Consider the following 21,184-nt stretch of genomic DNA (forward strand, 5'->3'; position numbering starts at 1 on the left):
GTTTAAACTATTTCAAACGAGGAATAATTCAACTACATTTCTATTAAGGCTGAATAGGAAATAGGCCATTTCCTATAAAATTGTATGGATAATGAACCAAACCAACCCTAGAAGTGCTTGTATCAGTTAATAAAGTTACATCATAGAAGGCCCAGTCAGATTGGAAAATGAAAATACTATTAGTAGAAGATGAGCCCAATGTTATTTCAGTGATTCAACGTAGTCTTACCCTGGCAGGGCATGAGATCACCGTAGCTATGGACGGCAGGTCGGGACTAGAAATGTCTAATAATCATCGATTCGACTTGATAATATTAGATCTGATGCTTCCAGTTATCAACGGAATGGAAGTGTGCCGAACGATTCGGCAAAAACACAACCGTGTTCCTATAATCATGCTTACTGCCTTAGGAAGCACGGAAAACATAGTGTCCGGATTGGATGCTGGTGCCGATGATTACCTAACAAAGCCTTTTAAGCTAGCTGAGCTGGAAGCGCGGATTCGGACTCTGACCCGTAGGGGACAAGAGATGGAGCCTCAGCAAAAAAGTAACGATCTATTGACTATTGACGACCTCACCCTGGACCGAACGGCAAAATTGGTTCACCGCAACTTGAAGCCCATCGAACTCACTGCTACAGAATTCAGGTTATTGGAGTTTCTCCTGATGCATCAAAATAGAGTCCTCAATCGCGTGGAGATCTTAGAAAGTGTCTGGGATATAAACTTTAATCTTGGTACCAATGTAGTAGACGTCTACATTAATTATTTACGTAAAAAGATCGATAAGAATTATGGTAGAAGGCTCATTCATACGGTTTTTGGCATGGGGTATGTAATGCGATTTGACTATGAAAATTCAAAATAGAATTACGCTTATCTTTACGATCCTAACGGCAGGGATCATTATTTCTCTGAGTATTTTCATCTATATCTTCACCTACGAAAGCACTCTCAGTAGCTTCTTTCATCGACTGGAAGTACGGGCCGATATCGTGGGTCATGCGGGCCTGGATGAAAATAAATCGCAAACTTCTATCTATTACGATATCAAAGAAAGACACCTGGGGGATCTTCCTGAAGAAGCACACCGAATATTAAAGAATCAGGATGCGGCCAGCATAAAGCGTTTAAAAAACTCCCTGCCCATGCCTCCTACTTTTTATGATCAGATTATTAGAAAGGTACCCGCCCGGTATTTCAAAAATGACACTTCCTATGTTGGCTTAAATATCACAGGAACTGGTGAAAACATTATTATCATATCTTCGGCTGTGGATCATTATGGCCTCGAAGAACTGAAAAATCTTAAAAAACTGCTGTTGATAGGATTCTTCATTTCCTTGATATTCGTTTTTACAATTGGTAAAATATTTTCGAAACAAGTATTTCTCCCTATACGGCGGATCATTAATAATGTTCAGGGAATTAGTGCCTATAACCTGAATCAGCGCTTAACTCATGATCAGAATGGGGATGAAATTTCGGATCTATCACGCACCTTTAATGATATGCTGAACCGGCTCGAAATCACTTTTGACATCCAAAACAATTTTGTAAGTAATGCTTCACATGAATTTAAAACCCCGTTAACGGTAATCAGCGGCGAGGCACAATTGGCCCTTTCCAACCCCTCCATCCCCCTTTCCGTTCAGGATTCATTCAGAACCGTACTAAGAGAATCAGAAAAACTCGAACTGCTCACCAATAGTATGCTAAGCCTGGCGCAAACCGGCTTCGACGGCAAAAAGGATGAAAAAGGACCAGTAAGGATAGACGAACTGATACTGTTGGTAAAATCCACTGCCGATCAGATAATACCTGATAATCAAATTCATATTAATTTTGACCACCTACCCGAAGACGAAAGAAAGCTGATCCTCCTGGGCAACGAGACTCTTTTGAAGGCGGCACTCTCCAATATTGTACTTAATGGCTGTAAATACTCGGATAATAAACCCTTACAAATAAGCATTATCACCGACGAAGAAAATATCATCGTTACCATTATTGATCAGGGAATAGGAATACCTGACCTGGAATTAAAGCAAATTTTCATCCCTTTCTTTCGCGCCTCCAATACCCGGAAATACAAAGGATATGGCATCGGTTTGCCACTTTCTAATAATATTATTCGGATGCATCATGGTCGGATTGTGGTAAAAAGTACCGTAGGGGTGGGCACTGAATTTGCCATTCATCTCCCCTTTCTCAAATAGATTCTAATCTGATTTTAATATTCTTAAAATATTTTAATGGGTTGCACATCATATCTTAATTTGGCTCTTAAACGATCTTAATGTTCCAGGCCTAATATTGCATTATCAATTTATTTATTGGTAATCAATCATTTAACCGAACATAAAGATTATGAAAACGATCGTAATTCCCTGTGATTTTAGTCGCCATTCCGTTCAAATTGCCGAGACAGTTCTCAGAAATTCGGAAGAACCTATTAAAATAATTTTCACCCACCTGTTCCGATTCGAGCATGATACTCACGAATTGCTCTTTTCTAACTTCCGGAGTAAAGAATACGAATATGTTTCTGAACAGTTTAAGCGTGAATGTCAAATGCTTCAAGACTTGTTTGCCGAAAAATTCATCAGTTACAGGGTAGAATTTTTCTATGGCAATCGATTGGCTCCATTCAAAAACTTTTTAGATTACCTAGAAGCCGACCATATCGCCTATTCATCCAAATATGGTGTCCCTGCCATCAGCAAAAGTAGCTTAGAGGCAATCGCTATCATACAAAAAGCAGGTCTTCCGCTCATAGATGTGAGTGTTCACCGAAGCGCAGTTGCAAAGGTCAGCTGAGTAACTGACGCCCTTTTTTCACGCCTTTAAATACCATTAGTATGCTATTAAAGAAGAATATTCCAATTGCCTACGTATTTGGAAAAATCAAATACGAGATCACCTTTGTAGCTTTATACGGTCTACTGGTCGAGGTTCTTTATCAACATTATCATATTACCAGTATCACCATTCCTATAACGGTTACTACAGTGCTTGGAACCATAATTTCACTCTTATTGGCCTTTCGCTCCAATCAGGCCTATGACCGTTGGTGGGAGGCGCGTATCATATGGGGCGCCATCGTCAATGACTCCCGGACACTAGCCCGGCAGACCTTGACCCTGATGGAAAGCCCCTACGGACAGGCAGATATTCAACCCTTTAAGAATCGAATGATTAATCGACAAATCGCTTGGTGTTATGCGCTGGGAAAAGGTTTAAGAAATACGGACCCCTTGCCATTAATCCGCAAATTCGTAAATGAAGATGAATACGAATTTGTAAAGGATTTCGAGAATAGACATGTGGGTCTTATACAGCTTCATGCCCGAGACCTGAATAATGCTCTGAAACAGGGTTGGGTAAATCCCTATCAACAAATCGAACTGGATAAAACCTTAACCAGATTATGCGACTCGATGGGAAAATGTGAAAGGATTAAAAACACCGTTTTCCCTTCTACCTATAGCCTTTATATCCATTTGGCTTTGATGTTTTTTATATTACTACTGCCTTTTGGACTGCTGGATTTATTCGGTTTTTTAATGGTTCCTGTCTTGGTAGTACTCTCTGCCTGCTTTCTTTTGATTGAAAAAATGGCCATTCATTTGCAGGATCCATTCGAGAACAAACCCACGGATACGCCAGTATTGGCAATTACCCGAAATATTGAAAGAGACCTAAAGCAACTCATGAGCGAGACCTATGTGCCACAAGCCCATATCCCTGATAAGTTCTATATTCTTTAATGGCTATTGAGTTCTCCTCGCAAATAAGTATGTACTTATAATCTAAGCAAAGCGTACTCCTTAGGCCATTGACCCTATACTGGCCTAAAGAGTACGCTCAAACTTAACCATTATTTGACGGCCCTGCTTTCAACCATAATTTTATTTACACCAGGAAGAAGACGCACACTACTGAATTGAGGATTGACAAGTGCACCATTCAGGGTGATTTCCTTATTTGAAAAATGTTCCACATCGAATACGCCAACCATATTGGAGGGGATAGTAATTCTGTACTCATCATATTTCATTTTCCGATCATATTCGGCTATGATAGCTCCCCGAATGGTTGGAAACTTAAGGGCATTTTTGGAAAGGGTGCCCATCTGCGGTTTGATTTTTACAATTTCAAAACCCGGCTCTATGGGATTGATGCCCCACATGCCTCTAGCGATAATATTTCCGGGAGTGGCACCCCAGGCATGATTCCAGTCTGCATTTACTTTATACTTCATATCCCATGCCTCTAAGGTCATGGTAGAGCCTATCTTAATCATATTATACCAACTCCGATCGTGCGTAGCAGCCATCAGACTGAGTGCATAATCTCCTTCCCCTGCCTTATATAATGCCTCCATAAGATACTGTGAGGCATAAACACTACAGGCCATACCGCGGGATTTAACAAAGGCTACCACACTTGCCATTCTACTTTCTGGTACCACATCGAAAGCTAAAAGTATCATATTAGCATGAAGTGAGGCATGATCCGTCCCTACCCCATCGACATAGTAGCCCTTTTTCTGATCGTATAGTTGCTCATTTATGGATTTTTTGACCCTTGCTGCCCTTAAATCAAAATCTAAGGCTTCATCTGGCTTTTGAAGGATACGAGCAAACTTGGCCATAATGATCATATTATGATAGTAAAATCCATTTACCACGGTATTGATTCGCTTGAAAACATAGCCATCCTGCTCTCCTTGCTGTGGCTTGTTGAATCCTCCAAAATTTTTTGATGGAGGTGGCCAGTCTACAATGTCCTTTAACCGCTGAGTAGAATCACTGAACCCTAATTGCGACATGAGTTCATTATTATGATTTTCCGATTCGATACTGATGAAACCATCCTCCACCTCTAAAGCCATAAGGGTTTTAGATTTCAAACGTTCATAATACTTCTCAATGAGTTCAGTGTTTCCTGTATACATATAATCCTGATACATCATCATGGCCACATGTAACTGCCATTCAGTAGGCCAGGTGGGCTTGCTCACAAAAAAATATTCTATTGTTTTTCTGGCTATAGCATACTCATTATCTACTGCATAATGGCTCAACTGGTTCAGATACGAATCTGCTTCATATGGAATGCGTTCCCTATCTCCATCCACATAATAGCCGGCGAAAGTAGTCGCCTTCATACTATACTTACATAGATCCCAGACTCGATTTAAAACGGTATCAGAACTTGAAAAGGAACTGGTGTTTGAATCAAAATAATTAAAATATGCGACCTGTTCCTGTTTAGTCGGATCCAAATGGGAAGTCATCCCTTCCACTTCGGCATATCTGAAAGGCAGAATCACAGGAAAGCTGTCGGGCATGGCCAGGGCCAGATGATTGGTATTACGTTTGTCTGGGAGCAGACTGATTGGGTAATTTTCCCTTCCGGGACTCACCTCTACCTGAACCTCCTGATAACGAATGGTTCCGCCGGGTTGACGATCAATCTGAACACCATCTAATTTTTCCCCTACTCTGACCGTTAGTATTTCCTTCTGTTTGGGTTGATAATGAAGGTTAAAGGTTGCGAAGGCCGCCTTTCCAAAATCAAGAAAATAACTACCATCAGCATTTTTTCTATGCTCAACCGGTTTAATATGCTCGATTTGTGCAATATTGGAGGTCGTAATTTTGTCCGAGTATATCCCTGTTCTAAACATCTGTGGTTGCGACCAGGCCGATACCTTTCCCTGCTGTCCATAACATCTCACCTTCCAGAAAAAATGCCGTGCTTCCGGCAAAGGCTGCCCCTTTAAACTTACGTTGGTAGACTGAGAACTCCGCACCCATCCGCTATCCCAGATGTCTCCCTGATTGGCTTCCAAAGCTTCCTTACTGGTGGCTACCAATATCTGATAACCCACTTGAAAGGCCATTTTTTTGGGTAAAAGCCAGCTAAATTCGGGGCGACTATCCATTAAGGGTGTATTTTCAGGTTTTCGAATAAATTCGACCGAAAGCCCATGAGGGATCTCTTCCGAGGCCATATTTACGTCGCTGACCTTAACCATTGGTAGGTCTGGATCTCCTGAATACACCAGCTCACTGGACAGGCAAATTAACAAGGCCGTACCCAAGAAATTTAAATATTTATTTTTCATCATTTATATTGTTGCATTGGTAAAACCTGAACCTCTTGATGGGTAACTTCCACATACCTTTGGTCTTGGTTATATACTGCTCCGAAGAACTAACTAACTATTACACTTTTTCCATCCCCCTTTCAACCGATCTTTGTGATCTTCAAAATAAAACTGAAAGGCCTATAAGGGTTAAGATCACTTATGGCATTTGGCAGTCCTCATCGGCGAAAGCCCCCCCAATCCATTCTGGTTCGGCTATTTAATTTTACGGGACATCCCACAAGTAACGTTTTTCAGGTATCGGGCCAAAGTCAGGTGCCCTCACTCTGGACATATTCCTTAGGCCGGAAGGGGCAGAATTATGAAAAAGTTTCCCCACTCCCATCTGGTGATACCCAATATTCCTGAAATACTCAGGCATTAATATGATCCCTTTCGTAACAGGATTTTCTGATCAAATTTTTTCCAAAATCCTATCATATCAATATTACCTCTTGAGACCCGTCGAAGGCTAACCACCCTCATGGCTCTCACCACCTAATACCTTCAAGCTAATATCGACTGCAGGCCCCAGGCATAGAACCCATTTTTTTCGATAAGTAGACCTATTCGTCTCTCTTTTTAAAAAATGATTTCCTGGAAGACCTTCCGAGGATCCGGAACAAAGCTATTTCAGAGAATTTTACCTTCCATCCTGTGGTATACTGCTATTAACCTTAAGCATTTTACTGAATACGGACGGCATATTCAATAGATACAAGGGCTCTAAAACCCGCATATATCCACTGGAACACTTTTGTTACTTAAAGTCAGGCAACTAAGCGCCTATTAAATATAAAATATTCAAAAACATGGAATTAAATCCTGAAGTAATTATACATGCGGCACGACTAGGTGAAGTTGCCGTTTTAGAAGAAATCATCAACAAGGGGGGAGAAGTAAATGTGCAGGATGAGAAAGGGTATAGCCCTCTGATTATTGCCTGTTATAATAATCATCCGGAGGCTGCTGCCCTACTTTTGAATGCCGGAGCGGATATTAACGCTTCCGATTTTGGAGGCAATACCGCACTTATGGGAGCCTCATTTAAAGGATACCGCCCTATTGTGCAAATGCTCATTGATCGGGGGGCCGATCTTAACTTACAACACGGAAATGGTGGTACTGCTTTGATGTTCGCTGCTATGTTTGGTAGAAATGAAATTGTGGAACTTTTAGTCGAAAGTGGAGCAGACTATAGTTTAGTAGACTCGCGTGGTATGACTGCCAAAGATCTGGCCATTCAGCAGGGGAACGAATTTGCGGTCAAATATTTATCTGCTCTGGAATCTACATTTTGATCCTTAACAATCAGGCAAATTAAAAGGGGCCTTCTGATAAAGAAAGCCCCTTTTACTATTATGTTCTCACCAATATTTTAAGCTTTGGCAACGTCACGTAGGGTTCTGATCCGGTCGTGAGCCATGTTGATTTGCTGTGCTTGAGCCCTAACGGTCTCTACCGCCCGAATAGGCAGTACACCCTCAGCAAGTGCATCCTGATAGGCCTTTTTGATAGCATCTTCGCCCCGCTCGGCTTCAGCCAGAATACTGGCACGATCGCTACCTCCAAATAAAGACTTTACATCGATCCAGGCACGGTGCAAGGTTCCGCTGACACTGTTTCCTGTTTCTACTTCGTCTACTGAGCCTACTAAAGCGGCAAGTTCCTGGCTGTTTTTACGACTTTGCTCGGCATAGCCTTGAAACAGCTCTTTTAAATCAATATTTTCGTCATCAATATCTGAAATTGCTTTTTCAAAACCCGCAATACGATCATTGTTAATTTCGATCAAATCATTAATTACATTGTTTGAATTTTCTGTAGTTGCCATAATCAATTTTTTTTATGTGAATTTTCATACGCTAATGACCTAGACTTTAAAAATACTGTGCCACCTCCACACTTTTTGGTTTGGGGAAATTCCCCCATCCCGGCGATTATGTTTCTATCAGGTACAGTTTTTTCTGACGTTTATTCTAAAGCTTACAACTTATGAATGACGATATTTCCAAAATACTTAAATGGGTACTCTTATTAATTGCCCTTCCTGCCGGCCTATATTTGGGCAAGGCGTTCCTGGCACCTCTGGCCATCGGCATAGTTCTCTCCATGATGCTTATCCCCATTATGGACTGGCTCATCAGCAAAGGTTTTAGTAAAGGCTGGGCTGTATTTGGCAGTACGCTTTTATTGATTCTCTTTTTCGGCTTTCTGGGCGCTCTGGTTTCCATTCAGGTCCGTATTATTTCTAAAGACTGGCCGCAGATTGAAGAAAAATCTGCTTCTTTGTTGGAAGACACTCAGTCTTTTATACAGGACAAAACTGGGGTGGATCCCGACAAGCAGTTACAGCAGGCAAAGAGTATATTATCTAATCTGGGTCAAGGGGGACCTGCCGCCCTGGGTAGTATAGGTGGCGCATTGACCAGCCTGATACTGGTGATCGTATATGTGGTACTCTTACTTTCGCAACGAGACAGATTTAAAGAATTTATTCTGATGTGGGTACCCAAATCTCAACAGGAAGAAGGAAGGCGGGCACTCAAGGAAATAAGAAAAACATCAGGAGGTTACTTTTGGGGTATGTTTAAAGCCATGCTCATATTAGCTGTTTTATACGGAACTGGATTCTTGATCGGGGGGGTAAAGTATGCCCTGTTATTGGCACTTATTGCCGCCGTATTCTCATTCATCCCATATCTGGGAAATGTACTGGGAGGAGGCTTGGCGGCAATATTGGCTCTCGTATCCGGAGGATTCTCCAGTGTTCTGGTAGTTTTTGGAGTGATGTTTGCCGCCCAAATGATCGATAATTACATTACCCAACCCTATGTGGTAGGTAAAGAGGTAGAGCTTAATCCCTTTGTTACAATCACTTCCGTCATTGGATTTGGAGTATTATGGGGCGTACCTGGAGCAATAATTGCAATCCCTATGACTGGAATGATCAGAGTGGCCTTTCAACATATGCCAAAATACAGACCTTTCGCATTCTTACTCGGAAATCAAAAACCTAGCGAACCCTGTGCTTAGCCTGCCTGCTAGCCTGTCAGGAGTTCTATTTTCCCATATTTATGATTCATCCGGGCCAGACTAACAGCTTCTGCGATTCGCTTGATACGGAATTTGGAACATTTAGCGGGAACTCCCCAAGGATGAATAGCCCAAGGGGAGGGACATATCCTATTTTCCTTTTCTCCTACTATTCCAACCCCTTTTTATCCGGACTCCAGAAGGGCTTTGTCTTGATCTGCTTACTTTCCCAGTTTAATTCCTTTCTCAGATATTGTGTAACAGCAATACATAACCTACTGTCTCCGGCAATATAAATTATCGCTTTGCCGGGTAGACCAGTGACAATTTCTTTAAGTTTAGGAATAACGAGTTCCCTGGGATAGGGAGCCATTTCGTAAAAATCGAATGGTTTACTTCCATCAACATCAGTAAATAACTGCTCATATTGTTGACTGTAAATAATACTTTGTACTTGTTTTCCCAAACCTAAATGACGATTGATCATATATAAATGGGAGAGCGCAGAAAGATCGCCGAGCAATAAATAGCTATCTGCCGAATCATCGACTAAGAATTTCCCCTTTTTTAATTTATAATAAACATTATCCCCCACCTTACAGTGCTTTGCCCACTGGGACCCAACTCCCCCGCTCAGGGTGGCGATAGCTATATCAATGGTGCCATTTGTGGTGTCAATATCCCATATGCTGTAACTCCTAACCTTATCGTTTAATGGCAGTTGTTCATTTTCAATACCAATTCCCAGCCGCAAAAAGTAACCTGGCACGAATGCTATTTTTTTTATACTATCTCCTTGAATTCTAATTTTTACAGCTGAATCGGAAAGCGTATTTTTCTCTATGATTGTGGCCTGATCCAGGACTACAGACTTTAAAATATTCTCTATGAAACTCATTTTATTTTTTATAAGTATTATGATGATAATTTTCCATCATCTGTTTTGGAGAAAGGTGACACCGACCACTAGCCTTATGATAATCCGAGTAAATATCGTAGGCACCGCTCCTTATTCCTTCATAAATACCTGCAACTACTTCACCTAGAAAATCACCTAGCTCGGCCTTCCGGTCCTCCTGATAGGACTCTACAGACATTGTCTGGTAGGTAAGCTCTGTACCAAACACTTCGTTGATCAATCCCGCCAGCTCAAACTGGGAAATAGCCTCCCCTACCAGATTGTAAGTTTGCCCGTGATGCTCATCACGGAGTAACATCTGGGCATAGGCGAATCCTAATTCTGCTCTGCTGGTATAAGCACACTTCCCTTTTGCGGCAGAGTTCCGAATCACCCCTTCCTGAATATAATGATTCAAATAATCTAAATCGGGTTCTATGTAGATACCGTTCCTACCAATTGCCCATTCCAATCCAGAAGAGCGAATATCTTCCTCGGTTCGCCGATTGCTACGCACCACAGGACTGAATGCATTACCCTCTTCATCCCCGATTATACTGGTGTATACCAACTTGCTGACTCCATTACTACGAGCGGCTTCAATCACATTACGATGCTGCTGGATACGTTTTTCGGGCGCATCCATTCCAGACACAAGCAAAAGCTTATCCACATCCTTTAATGCATGTTCAAAATCGGCTGGATTATTATAATCCCCTTTCCTGACTTCTACCCCCAACCCCATTGCTTTTTCTGGAGTTCGCGCAATGGCAACAACATGCTCTGTACCTATTTCTTCTATCAACGCCTTGACAATGGCAGCACCTAAGTGCCCACTGGCAGATGTTACAGCTATCTTCATCATAACAATTTATATTTAGGTTAAAAGAAACGAAGTACATACGATATATACTGGATTCAGCGCGTGATAGGCTGACTTCAATCGTCTCATTTTCGTGATACAAATTTCATATGATCGCTTCGCATATAAAAGGTAGATACTTCCTTGCGAATGGTAAATATGAAACCAGAAGCTTACAACAACGTTTTGTATTCCTTAGGGGTAACACCCATATTTTTTTTAAAGAACTTGGTAAAATTCGTTACCTCGTCGAAGCCACATTTAAAAGCGATCTCCTTAAGACTGAGTGTACTGCACACGATGTATCGCTTTATTTCAAGAATAATATACTGATCAATAAAATACTTGGCGGTATTGAGTGTAATCTCCCGGATAATACTATTGAGATGTTTGGCGGATATATTGAGTCGATCAGCATAATCTTTTACATTCCGGGAATTCCTATCCTCGCTCTCCAGCATCTCTTTAAACGCAAAAAAGATAGATTGGTGTTTATGGTTAAACGAAACATCAGGAGCATGTTGTTGGTTAGACAATCGCTCCAGTCTTAACAGAAACAATTCCATCATTTTGGCAATTATCTCCTTTTGTGCATAAGAATTTTGGATTTCTAGCTCCGCCCTAATCTGAGGCAAAAAATCCCTGATATAGGATTCTGCATGTATAAGCGGGGCTGAAATATGATAGTTATAAAACCGCGAAACAAAATCGATAGATGAGCCGGAAAAATACTTCAGAATAAACTCCTCGGTAAACACTACCAGATATCCCTGGTAAAGGAAATCCTCCTGAAATGCATGCACTTGTCCTTTCGCTATTTTCAAAACGTCCCCACTCTTAATAGGATAGTTCTGAAGATCGACCTGATGTACACCAGCCCCATCTGTTACTATCAAAAGGGCAAAAAATGAGATTCTATGTGGTAGCCGGGGATTATGTGTCGGGCTTTTATCAATTCTTGCAAATAGTTCAGTGAGAGGGAGGAATTCAATATCCGTAGCGCCTGCAGTACTCTTGAAGAATATTTTTGGAATCTTTTTCAAATTACTGTTATAGGTTTACCAGACAGACATGTTCTCTTATATCATTGCATTCAGAGTTCGTAGTTCAGTATCAAACAGGTAAGACAGATAATAATCACTAGTTGAAATCATGCCAATCGGATATACTGTATCAGACTTGTTATTGATAATATGGATAACAGTTATTGTATTGTACTATGCTTTAGATTTAAAGATTTTTTTAAATATTCCGACCATTAATACACCAAAGAGACCCGCGAGTAAACCCATGGCAACCTCCTTGACGGTGGATGGAAGCTGGGGAAAAAGGTGATGCAAGTATTCTATATTATGAACAAAAATACCGCCAGAAACGAGTATTAAAGCGATGGTTCCCACAATGCCTAGAAACTTAATGATAACAGGTAGTGCTTTCACCAATAACTTTCCCAGAGCGGTCAAAAAGCCCTTATTTTCGGAATGCTTGATCAACTTATAACCAGCATCATCCATTCTGACAATCAGGGCTACAATTCCATAGACACCTATGGTAGCCAGGAGTGCAACTACAGCTACAGTAGCGACCTGTATCTGCAAAGGCTGTTCGAGAACTGTTCCCAATGCAATGATGACTATTTCAACAGAGAGGATAAAATCGGTAGTAATGGCAGATTTGACTTTGGCTTTTTCCATTTCACCACTATCCATTACAATCTCTTCGATAACCTCTTGACCTTTTTTGGAACGGTGGAACAGGAACTCAATAATTTTCTCTACCCCTTCATAGGCAAGGTAAAATCCCCCCAGGATGAGAATGAATTTTATGGCCACCGGAAAGAAGGCATTTAACGCCAGGGCCACCGGAACAATAATCAATTTATTGAGTAAAGATCCTTTAGTAATCGCCCATAGCACAGGCACCTCTCTGGAGGCCAAAAATCCTGTTGCTTTTTCCGCATTTACCGCTAAGTCGTCGCCAAGAATCCCGGCGGTCTTTTGCGTAGCAATCTTACTCGCTACAGCTACATCGTCCATAAGGGCGGCAATATCATCTAAAACTGCAAAAAAACCTGATGCCATAATTCTATTAAGTCGTACGGGCGTAAAAGTATGAAAAAGTGATTACTTAACTAATATCGGTCCATTTTTTCCTTAAAAGCTTCGAATAAAAAGCATCAGGACCCAATTCTATAGAAGATACTGCTAACCGCCATTTTAGAAATGATGGAAAACGATCCTTAGTTCTAATAACACTGCTCCTTCCATTCAAATATCATACCTACAGGGTTTTTGCGTTCATAGAGTAGTACAGGGGGATGATTTTTAAAAAAAGAATTGTCTCAATGACTGGATTGCAAACGAAGAACTTAAGAAATTGCTAAACTTATGTTTGTCAATAATGAATTCCCAAATGAATTGATTGAAGGCCCCCCTTCTAATAATTACACTCCTCAACCTGATAGCAAAGAAGTAGTTTTAAGTTCGTTGGCCAACATAAAAGAGAGAATTATAAATTCTGAAACGCAAATTTCAAACAGTCGGTATAACGGCAAAACAAAGCATCCAGGTCTAAATTATTTTAATGCATCTGAATGGTTACCATTTATAGATATGCATTTCCGTCATCATTTACGACAAAGGGATAGAATAAAGACCAGCATAAAACTAAGCTGAGATAAGTAAATTCTAGAACATGCCTATTTTTGAAACGAACTCAAATGAAGGAGCCAGTATGAGTTAAAAAATGTAACTCATACTGACTCCAATACAGATGATTATAATACGTTTTTAGTACATTTCAGGTGGAAATTTCCCCTGTCTTGGATGGTGAAATGGCAATCCCGGCTTGGCATCCCACCAAATTCGGCTCATATAAGTATCCCCTTTGGAAAGGGCGCTGGCGGCCTTTTTAATATTGCTTTCGTTTTTAGTATATTCATCCAAAGGATAGGTCAATCTACGCGGTATTTCACCGCCGGTACTTCCCTTATCGCTACCTGTCCAAATTTTAGGGTAGCCCGTTCGCCTAAACTCTGCATATCCTTCATAAATCTGATAATAATTGGCTAAAAACTTTTGAAGAATTATTTGCTCCAGTTTTTGCTCATCTGTCCCTGCCAATTTAGTTTGTTCGGAGCTTAAATAACTTTTTTTCTCAGCCTCATTTACTTGATACTGCAGCAGTGAACTCGCAATTCCATTGGTAAACATTGTCTGTGCATTTTCAGTAGAGAATTTAAATAATGCGGCCTCTGCCCTAAGTAAAAATACTTCTGCAGCATTCATGACCATGATAGGATAGACGGCCTCCCTAAAAAATTGCCCCTGGCTTGCACTATTTTCAGATCCATACCCTTTTTCATCGGGCAAAGCAGCGATCGGCCTACCACGATATCCTGATATTGAATCTGGAGCGGGCTGGATAAAAATTCTTATCCGAGGGTCTTTCAACATTTTGAGCGTTTCGGTGACCGTAAAAGAAACGGATTGTGGATAATTATTAATTGGGTCATTCCATTGCGGATTTCTGTTTCTGGTATCAGAGCCATTAAGGGTTTTAAGAAATACGTTGAATGAATTGTCATCGATTAACGGGGCATTGATTACTTCCTGAATATGTTGCTTAGCCAAATTTTCATCTGCATAGCGAATACGCATAGCTAACCTTAATCGCAAAGAATTTGCGAATCGTCTCCATTTCACTACATTTCCTTGCATAAGTATATCGGCAGCCCCAAAAGAAGGCAGCTGAGGATCTTCATTCAATGCAGCACTAGCCTCCTTCAGCTCCTTTAGCATATCCGTATATATAGCCTTTTGCGTGTCATATTTCGGCTGATTAATGACCTGGTCCACTTTTTGGGCTGCTTCAAAATAAGGAACGTCTCCATATAAATCCGTCAATTGCGAATAAAGCCAGACTTTAAGGATTCTTGCCATAGAAGTCTGGTTAATCAACCGGGGATCCTTGGCGGTAAGTCTAATTATTTCAGAGGTATTGATAATATAGTTGCGATAGAAGGCATTATAAGGATCATTCCAGTTGGCACTTTGAAATATTGATCCCGATGCGCCATTTGAATAATAACCCGAATATTCGGCTATAATGCTTAAATTATAGGTACTATACACCGAATATTTCAGAACAGAAGTTAACAGCATGGAAGGCTTTATAATATCTTCTGTAACTAAGGTTGGATCCGTATTGATTTCATCAAAATCAGATGTACACGATCCGATGCATACGGCCAGGAACGCAAACAGTTTTATACGTACTTTTCTTGAATATATTTTCATGATATGTATTTTTGAATTTTGATTTAAAAGGAAAGGGAAAGATTAAAGCCCAAACTTCTAGTCGTTGGCATCGAAACGGTTTCATATCCCTGAGCCGCCGTAGCCGTACTGAAGGCAGTTTCGGGACTTATGCCCATAAGTTTAAACTCTGGATCACGATAGAAATAGAATAAATTTCTACCCACCAGCGAAACCCTAACTGTCTTAAAAAACTTACTTTCTTTCAACAAAGATTTTAGATTATAACCGATCGTAAATTCTCTAAAGGCGATATAGTCGGCATCAATTACCTGTGTTTCTCCTATATTGCTCCATGGACCTGCTTCGGCATAATAACTTTCGGCCGGTATCACTATATCACTTTTAACGTACTCCCCATTACCCGTCTTAATTACCCCATCGGCAATTAAATTTTCCCTATTTTCCGTAAACTTCCCAGTTCCTTTGGCCATTTGGTTTAATTTGGAATAGGACAGGATTTGACCTCCCTTCCGAACATCTATCAAGGCACTTACAGAAATAGCCTTATAGGTTATTGTATTGGTAAGTCCGGCCAGGTAGTCGGGCTGAATACGTCCTAATACTTCCAGATCCACACCACGCTGCCACTTACCCTCTGCAGTGAGGAGTTTATCTCCATTTTCATTTCTCAAAAATTTATAACCTACTATATTTCCGAAGGCCTCTCCTGTACGAGCCTGAATACTTGCCCCATAGCCTGGATCCATTAATGTTAAGGTGGTAATATTCGGAGCCAGAGATACTACCTTCGACTTATTTTTCGAGAGATTTAGAGAAACACTCCAGTCCAGATTCTTGGTTTTGACTGGAATTGTATTGAATAGAAGCTCAAATCCGCTATTTCTGATTTCGCCAGCGTTGATTAACCGGGTATCATAGCCTGTAGCAGCGGATATTTGCAAGGGTAAAATTTGATTGATGGTTGAAGAATTATAATAGGTAAGATCGACGGCTACCCTATCGTTCAAAAACCTTAATTCTGCACCAAATTCATAGGAGCGTTTCAGCTCATTTTTCAAATCAGTAAGCGGTATATTGCTACGTATATTAGCAAAGGGCTGGCCATTAAAGGTAGTACTGCTAGTGACGGTATATCCGGCCTTGGTCTGATACGGACTGGCATCGTTACCGGCTTCTGCATAGGAAGCTCGTAATTTTCCATAGCTAAGCACACGCTTATCCCATTTGGCTATATCCGAAAAGACGAAGCTGGAGGCAACAGAAGGATAAAAGAAGGATTGATTTTGGTTTCCCAGCGTTGAAGACCAGTCATTTCTTCCGGTAACATCTAGGAAAAGAAAGTTCTCATAGGCAAGTTGGCCGGTGAAGTATACAGAATTCATGCGTTTACGTACTGTATACTCACGTGGGGTAACATTCTGTGTATTTCCTATATAGTATAGACCAGGCACATTCAAATTGGTTCCGACATTACCTACTACTCGCTGATCACGACTCAAATGATTGGCCCCCAATGAAATGGATCCACTTAGCTTCTTACTTAGTTTGCCAAAGGCATTAAGTAATAAATCGCTATTTCCCTCTTTTACTAGGAATTGATTGTTGGTTACCCTGCCATTTTCCCCCGTGGTATATTGATTAATTTGTTCGTAACGTATGTCTGTATAAAAGTCGGTACCTGTTCTGGCCTGTAATGAGAGCCAGTTAGTAAATTTATATTTGGCAGAAATAAATCCTATTACCCGATCTCTGGTGTCAAAACCAGTCAGTTCATTAACGGTCCAGTAGGGATTCAACGAACCATTGACACGGGTCATGGTACCATCCGCCTTCTTATGATCTTTTAAGGTATTCAGATCCATAAACCTTGGCAGCAAATTCAATGCTGTCATTGGGTTCTGGGAATAAGAGTTAATCTGCGGACGGTTGGTGGCCTTTTGTCTTACATAATTGATCTTACTATCGATGGACAGGCTAGGTGAAACATCCGCAGATAACCTTAGATTAACCGTTTGTCTTTCGAATTTTGTGTTTGGAATAATGCCTTTATTATGCAAATCGGACAAAGAAACCCTGTAGGTAACGGTCCCTGCGCCACCGGAAACGCCTATGGTATTGGTTTTTGTTACACCCGTCTGAAAAAAGCTTTTGATATTATCAGAAGCCTGTCCCGTATAGGGCACCGGGCCTAGTTCCAACCATCGATCTATAACGATGGGTCTGCCATCCATTTTTCCACCCCAGCTATCGCCTAACCAACTGGGCCAGCTCGAATATGCAACTCCGTCTATGGTTTTAGTGCCCAGGGAACCATGGGTGCCTCCGTATCCTCCTCCCCAAACATTCTGCTGCGTCGGAATGACATTGGGTTTTTCGATGGTAAGGTTTGAATTAATATCTACACCTATACCTCTGCCACGTGTTCCCTTCTTCGTCGTGATTAGTATAACGCCATTCGACCCTCTGGCTCCATAAATAGAAGCCGCAGCAGGACCCTTGAGTACGGTTACGTTTTCTATGTCATCGGGGTTAATATTATTTATTCCGTCTCCATAGTCTCGTCCACTGGCTACAGTGGCGGCATCCAACGTTTGATTATCAATCGGAACACCGTCGACCACGTACAAGGGCTGTCCATTACCTGCTAAGGAGCTATTTCCTCGGATCATAACATAACTAGATCCACCTACTCCCCCACTCGATGGATTCACGTGGAGACCTGCCACCTTTCCTTTCAGGGAATTCGCAACATTGGATTCTCTGGCTTCGGTAAGCTTAGCACCGTCAACTACTTGAACAGAATAACCCAGTGCTTTCTTCTGCCTCTCAACACCAAAGGCAGTGACAACCACTTCGGACAATTGGTTTTCGTCTGGAACCAGCTGTACATTAATCACTGATCTGTTGGCGATCGAAACTTCCTGAGCCGAAAATCCGGTAAATGAAAACACCAGTGTTCCTGAATTCGTAGGAGCATCGATGGAGTAATTACCTTTTGCATCCGAAATAACCCCGACAGTTCCTCCTTTAATCAATATAGTCGTTCCTGGTAGGGCCTGATTTTCAGAATCTGTAACGGTTCCAGTTATCGTTCGTTTTTGCGAAAATACATCACTAATGCAGAGTACAAATACAATACACATGATGAGTGATCTAGGGAGTAGATTGCTTCTTTTCATCGATTCAATTTTTAAAGGTATACGTTATGGATTAGAAAATAGTAGTAATATAAAAACAGACTAGCTTTAAATTGATTATCAGGAACTTACCACTAAAAAGACCAGATTTACATTTTCATGTTTATTGAATCCACCTTAGAAGCATATCCATTTGCCTCTGTCTGTTCTCATTTCATAAGTCACACAAATTACATAACTCTTTTGGGTATACGTTTTCCGTTACAGAACCATACGCACTCTTTGTCCTGTCTAAAAAAACGTTATTCAGGTCAACGAATGAATGATCGAGTACTAACATCCTGAGGAATGCATGATCTGCTCGCGTCTGTGATGTATATGTCAAATAGTTTTTCCAAATATAACAATAAGTTTTTATTTTCTTATTGTTACTCATATATTTATTTATATAACCTTATGAATATAACATTTTTTCTTTCGTATTCTTATTATCAAGGCAAAAAGAACCTTCAATTCTGCAGATTTCATCACTCAATTCCACTATTTTGAGCAATTACATCCAATCCGACCGGTGGAAATCACGATATTGTCCATATATCGCTCTTGGTCTTGTACTGATCCAGTATTCCAATAATTTTCAAAGAAAACCCCATTTATTTTCATATTTTCAGGATCCTTATTCCAATCACCATGCCAGTTCATACGACTGGTTCTTCCCTGTAATTGATCATCCACCCAAAATTCAAATACACCATCTTTCTCACCAGGGGTATTAAGCTTAATATGCCCCTCAATACAAAACCATTTCCCTGCAGTTTCATCACTGTATATATCGGTCACCCCCAGTTTCTTACCGAGATTCCATCTTAAATTGTCGAAATCATTATATTTAGTACTAACTAATTCCCCGTCTTCATTTATACCGCTAGCTGGATCCATAACCAAGTAATTCCCATGGGACCATAAGTGTGCCATAGCTCCCTGAGCCCAGTTGCTGTTAGCCATCACAGTAGCGCGACTCAATTTATCACCACCTCCTCCTTTCCATCCTACCTGCCTCTTCAAATCAACACGCCAGTATATTTCATCAAAGTCTTTCGTGGGTTCTGAAGAATTTTTACTGATATAATCACCCGGCGCTCTTCCGATTGACTTACGCAAGGCGCCCACATCCACGGCTCCCTTCTTAAACATAACTTTCATCCCTCTACTTCCACCACGCCCAACGTTGTCACTAAGCACAAACATACCCCCTGCATCATTATACTCAAAATACTTGTCTTTGAGCGGTATAGTATTTTCAAAATCATCGCAAAAGATGGTTCCTACCGGTGCCTCAGCACAAGTAAAGCAATTGTCCTGGGCTGATGTTCGATCCAAATCACTTGCTGACTTACAAGCGAGAAATAAACTCACGAGGCTTATAAATAATCGTAACATGATCAATATTTAAATTAAAGTTTAAGTATCAATTTTAGATAAGCAGCACCGGTAGTGCAGACCTTTTAGTTAAAGGGTACTCGAATCAAAGAAGTATATGCCCAGTTAAAATTGTCTCTACAACCCTTACTTTACACTGCTACAATAGACCTGACACAAAATACAGTCCCCGGCAATAATTAGCGAACAAATACAAAACCCATCCTTGAGTTCATATTCCTGGCTTCAGCTTTTAATTATTGCACTTAGCTGTTAGATTGGTATAATAAAGCCCTACCATTTTGTTCTGTTTTAATTGCATATTTAAAGCCAAGGAACATTCGAATCAAAGCAAGTCCGATTACCTGAAGTTAAGCTTCTCCCCACTCCCCGGCCGTACCAATTGTGATTAACAACCTACATTTCATTCTGCCAAGATATAAATTGCCATAATGGCCAGTATCATTCCAATCAGAACCATATAATGTGGAAACACGGCATACAATACAAGAGAGATAATAATGGTCAATACGGGTGCCAGGGAAGTGATTGGCACCACCACAATCGATTTTCCATATCGTAGGGCGTATACCAGGGAAAGTGCTCCTATGGCATTGAAAATTTGAATAATAGCTGCCAGATAAGGTCCTTTAAAACCCCAATGGATAACTTTGGTAGAATCGGTCATCCAGAAAGCGAGAGGCGTGAGAGTCAAAGCAGAAAGTGTCATATAAAGAAAAATACTTTCGGCGGACATAGACTCATTACCAAATTTCATAGCGAAGGCCTGTATCCCCCACATCAGAAAAACGGCAATAGCCAAAAATAACCAATCATAACCCAGATGCATATTATGATTGGGCGACTGATAAGAAAGGAAAGGTATGGCTATCAGGGCAACCCCTATTCCAACCCACTGTTTCCGACTGGTTTGCTCCCTTAATATGGTTGCAGAAAGCACTATAGTAATTACCGGGAAAAGGGATACGATCGGGAAAACCAGATACGCCGGCCCACTTTCAAGCGCCTTGAATAAAATCAACTGACCCAAAGCGCCTAACAGCCCTACGGAACAACCGATTAAAATAGATTTCCGATCAAAATTCAGTTTCCATCCTACCATTTTTAATGCTACTGCTGCACAAGGAATCATCGTTAGTGCCCATACACAATAGCCAAGAGTGGCCGGAAAACCTGCTTTTTCCGGAATTTCAATAAGGGCACCCCAAATACCCCAAAAGAATGTTGTAATAAATGTATAAAAAACCCAAGTTCTCTTTTTCATCAATGACAAGCCATGATTTCATCAAACCTCTTTGTAGATAAATTTTACGGACTATTATTACTTATAAATCGTCTTTATCTTATAAGCAGTAATTATTTTTATGGGTATA

The 21,184-nt window shown here is 40.8% G+C and carries 17 protein-coding genes; 7 read left to right on the forward strand and 10 right to left on the reverse strand.

The window, feature by feature from the left end:
- Positions 1 to 167 precede the first annotated feature (167 nt).
- The 4 genes from X939_RS0116975 (at position 168) to X939_RS0116990 (ending at position 3,771) form a co-directional block, all read left to right on the forward strand.
- Complete coding sequence (locus X939_RS0116975; protein ID WP_025764491.1) at positions 168 to 869, forward strand: response regulator transcription factor; 702 nt, start codon at positions 168 to 170, stop codon at positions 867 to 869.
- Positions 853 to 2,220, forward strand: a complete 1,368-nt coding sequence (locus X939_RS0116980; RefSeq protein ID WP_025764492.1) for a HAMP domain-containing sensor histidine kinase — start codon at positions 853 to 855, stop codon at positions 2,218 to 2,220. Before X939_RS0116975 ends, X939_RS0116980 begins: the two co-directional genes overlap by 17 nt.
- A 151-nt stretch (positions 2,221 to 2,371) precedes the next feature.
- Complete coding sequence (locus X939_RS0116985) at positions 2,372 to 2,821, forward strand: hypothetical protein (RefSeq protein WP_025764493.1); 450 nt, start codon at positions 2,372 to 2,374, stop codon at positions 2,819 to 2,821.
- Between the two features lie 41 nt (positions 2,822 to 2,862).
- Positions 2,863 to 3,771, forward strand: a complete 909-nt coding sequence (locus X939_RS0116990) for a bestrophin family protein (protein WP_025764494.1) — start codon at positions 2,863 to 2,865, stop codon at positions 3,769 to 3,771.
- A 110-nt stretch (positions 3,772 to 3,881) separates the two neighbouring features.
- Here X939_RS0116990 and X939_RS0116995 read toward each other — a convergent pair whose 3' ends face one another.
- A complete protein-coding gene (locus X939_RS0116995) occupies positions 3,882 to 6,140 on the reverse strand; it encodes an alpha-L-rhamnosidase-related protein (protein WP_025764495.1) in 2,259 nt (752 codons plus the stop codon).
- A gap of 830 nt (positions 6,141 to 6,970) precedes the next feature.
- On the opposite strand from X939_RS0116995, the gene X939_RS0117005 reads away from it, so the two are divergent.
- Entirely contained in the window at positions 6,971 to 7,459 is a 489-nt protein-coding gene (locus X939_RS0117005; RefSeq protein WP_025764497.1) for an ankyrin repeat domain-containing protein, read from the forward strand.
- 77 nt (positions 7,460 to 7,536) lie between these two features.
- Here the strand turns inward: X939_RS0117005 and X939_RS0117010 are convergent, their stop codons facing one another.
- Positions 7,537 to 7,992: a ferritin-like domain-containing protein gene (locus tag X939_RS0117010; protein ID WP_025764498.1), complete on the reverse strand. Its 456-nt coding sequence runs from the start codon at positions 7,990 to 7,992 to the stop codon at positions 7,537 to 7,539.
- A 161-nt stretch (positions 7,993 to 8,153) separates the two neighbouring features.
- Between X939_RS0117010 and X939_RS0117015 the strand changes: the two genes are divergently transcribed.
- On the forward strand, positions 8,154 to 9,194 hold the full coding sequence (locus X939_RS0117015) for an AI-2E family transporter (RefSeq protein WP_025764499.1): 1,041 nt from the start codon (positions 8,154 to 8,156) through the stop codon (positions 9,192 to 9,194).
- A 169-nt stretch (positions 9,195 to 9,363) separates the two neighbouring features.
- Here the strand turns inward: X939_RS0117015 and X939_RS0117020 are convergent, their stop codons facing one another.
- From X939_RS0117020 to X939_RS0117035, 4 genes are all read right to left on the reverse strand, one after another.
- Positions 9,364 to 10,092: a siderophore-interacting protein gene (locus X939_RS0117020; protein WP_025764500.1), complete on the reverse strand. Its 729-nt coding sequence runs from the start codon at positions 10,090 to 10,092 to the stop codon at positions 9,364 to 9,366.
- A 1-nt stretch (position 10,093) separates the two neighbouring features.
- Positions 10,094 to 10,957, reverse strand: coding sequence for an SDR family oxidoreductase (locus tag X939_RS0117025; protein ID WP_044199879.1), 864 nt, complete (start codon positions 10,955 to 10,957; stop codon positions 10,094 to 10,096).
- Between the two features lie 170 nt (positions 10,958 to 11,127).
- Positions 11,128 to 11,997, reverse strand: a complete 870-nt coding sequence (locus X939_RS0117030; protein ID WP_025764502.1) for a helix-turn-helix domain-containing protein — start codon at positions 11,995 to 11,997, stop codon at positions 11,128 to 11,130.
- Between the two features lie 174 nt (positions 11,998 to 12,171).
- The gene (locus X939_RS0117035; RefSeq protein WP_025764503.1) at positions 12,172 to 13,035 is read right to left on the reverse strand and encodes a DUF808 domain-containing protein; all 864 of its coding nucleotides are present in this window, start codon (positions 13,033 to 13,035) and stop codon (positions 12,172 to 12,174) included.
- A gap of 306 nt (positions 13,036 to 13,341) precedes the next feature.
- On the opposite strand from X939_RS0117035, the gene X939_RS23685 reads away from it, so the two are divergent.
- Positions 13,342 to 13,629, forward strand: coding sequence for a hypothetical protein (locus tag X939_RS23685; protein WP_131694803.1), 288 nt, complete (start codon positions 13,342 to 13,344; stop codon positions 13,627 to 13,629).
- A gap of 114 nt (positions 13,630 to 13,743) precedes the next feature.
- Here X939_RS23685 and X939_RS0117040 read toward each other — a convergent pair whose 3' ends face one another.
- From X939_RS0117040 to X939_RS0117055, 4 genes are all read right to left on the reverse strand, one after another.
- The gene (locus X939_RS0117040; protein WP_025764504.1) at positions 13,744 to 15,252 is read right to left on the reverse strand and encodes a SusD/RagB family nutrient-binding outer membrane lipoprotein; all 1,509 of its coding nucleotides are present in this window, start codon (positions 15,250 to 15,252) and stop codon (positions 13,744 to 13,746) included.
- A 23-nt stretch (positions 15,253 to 15,275) separates the two neighbouring features.
- Entirely contained in the window at positions 15,276 to 18,413 is a 3,138-nt protein-coding gene (locus tag X939_RS0117045) for a SusC/RagA family TonB-linked outer membrane protein (protein WP_025764505.1), read from the reverse strand.
- 498 nt (positions 18,414 to 18,911) lie between these two features.
- Entirely contained in the window at positions 18,912 to 19,811 is a 900-nt protein-coding gene (locus tag X939_RS0117050; RefSeq protein WP_025764506.1) for a hypothetical protein, read from the reverse strand.
- Positions 19,812 to 20,214: 403 nt separating this feature from the next.
- On the reverse strand, positions 20,215 to 21,075 hold the full coding sequence (locus X939_RS0117055) for a DMT family transporter (RefSeq protein ID WP_025764507.1): 861 nt from the start codon (positions 21,073 to 21,075) through the stop codon (positions 20,215 to 20,217).
- Between the last annotated feature and the right edge of the window lie 109 nt (positions 21,076 to 21,184).

It is taken from the genome of Dyadobacter tibetensis Y620-1, assembly GCF_000566685.1.
Taxonomy (GTDB): Bacteria; Bacteroidota; Bacteroidia; order Cytophagales; family Spirosomataceae; genus Dyadobacter; species Dyadobacter tibetensis.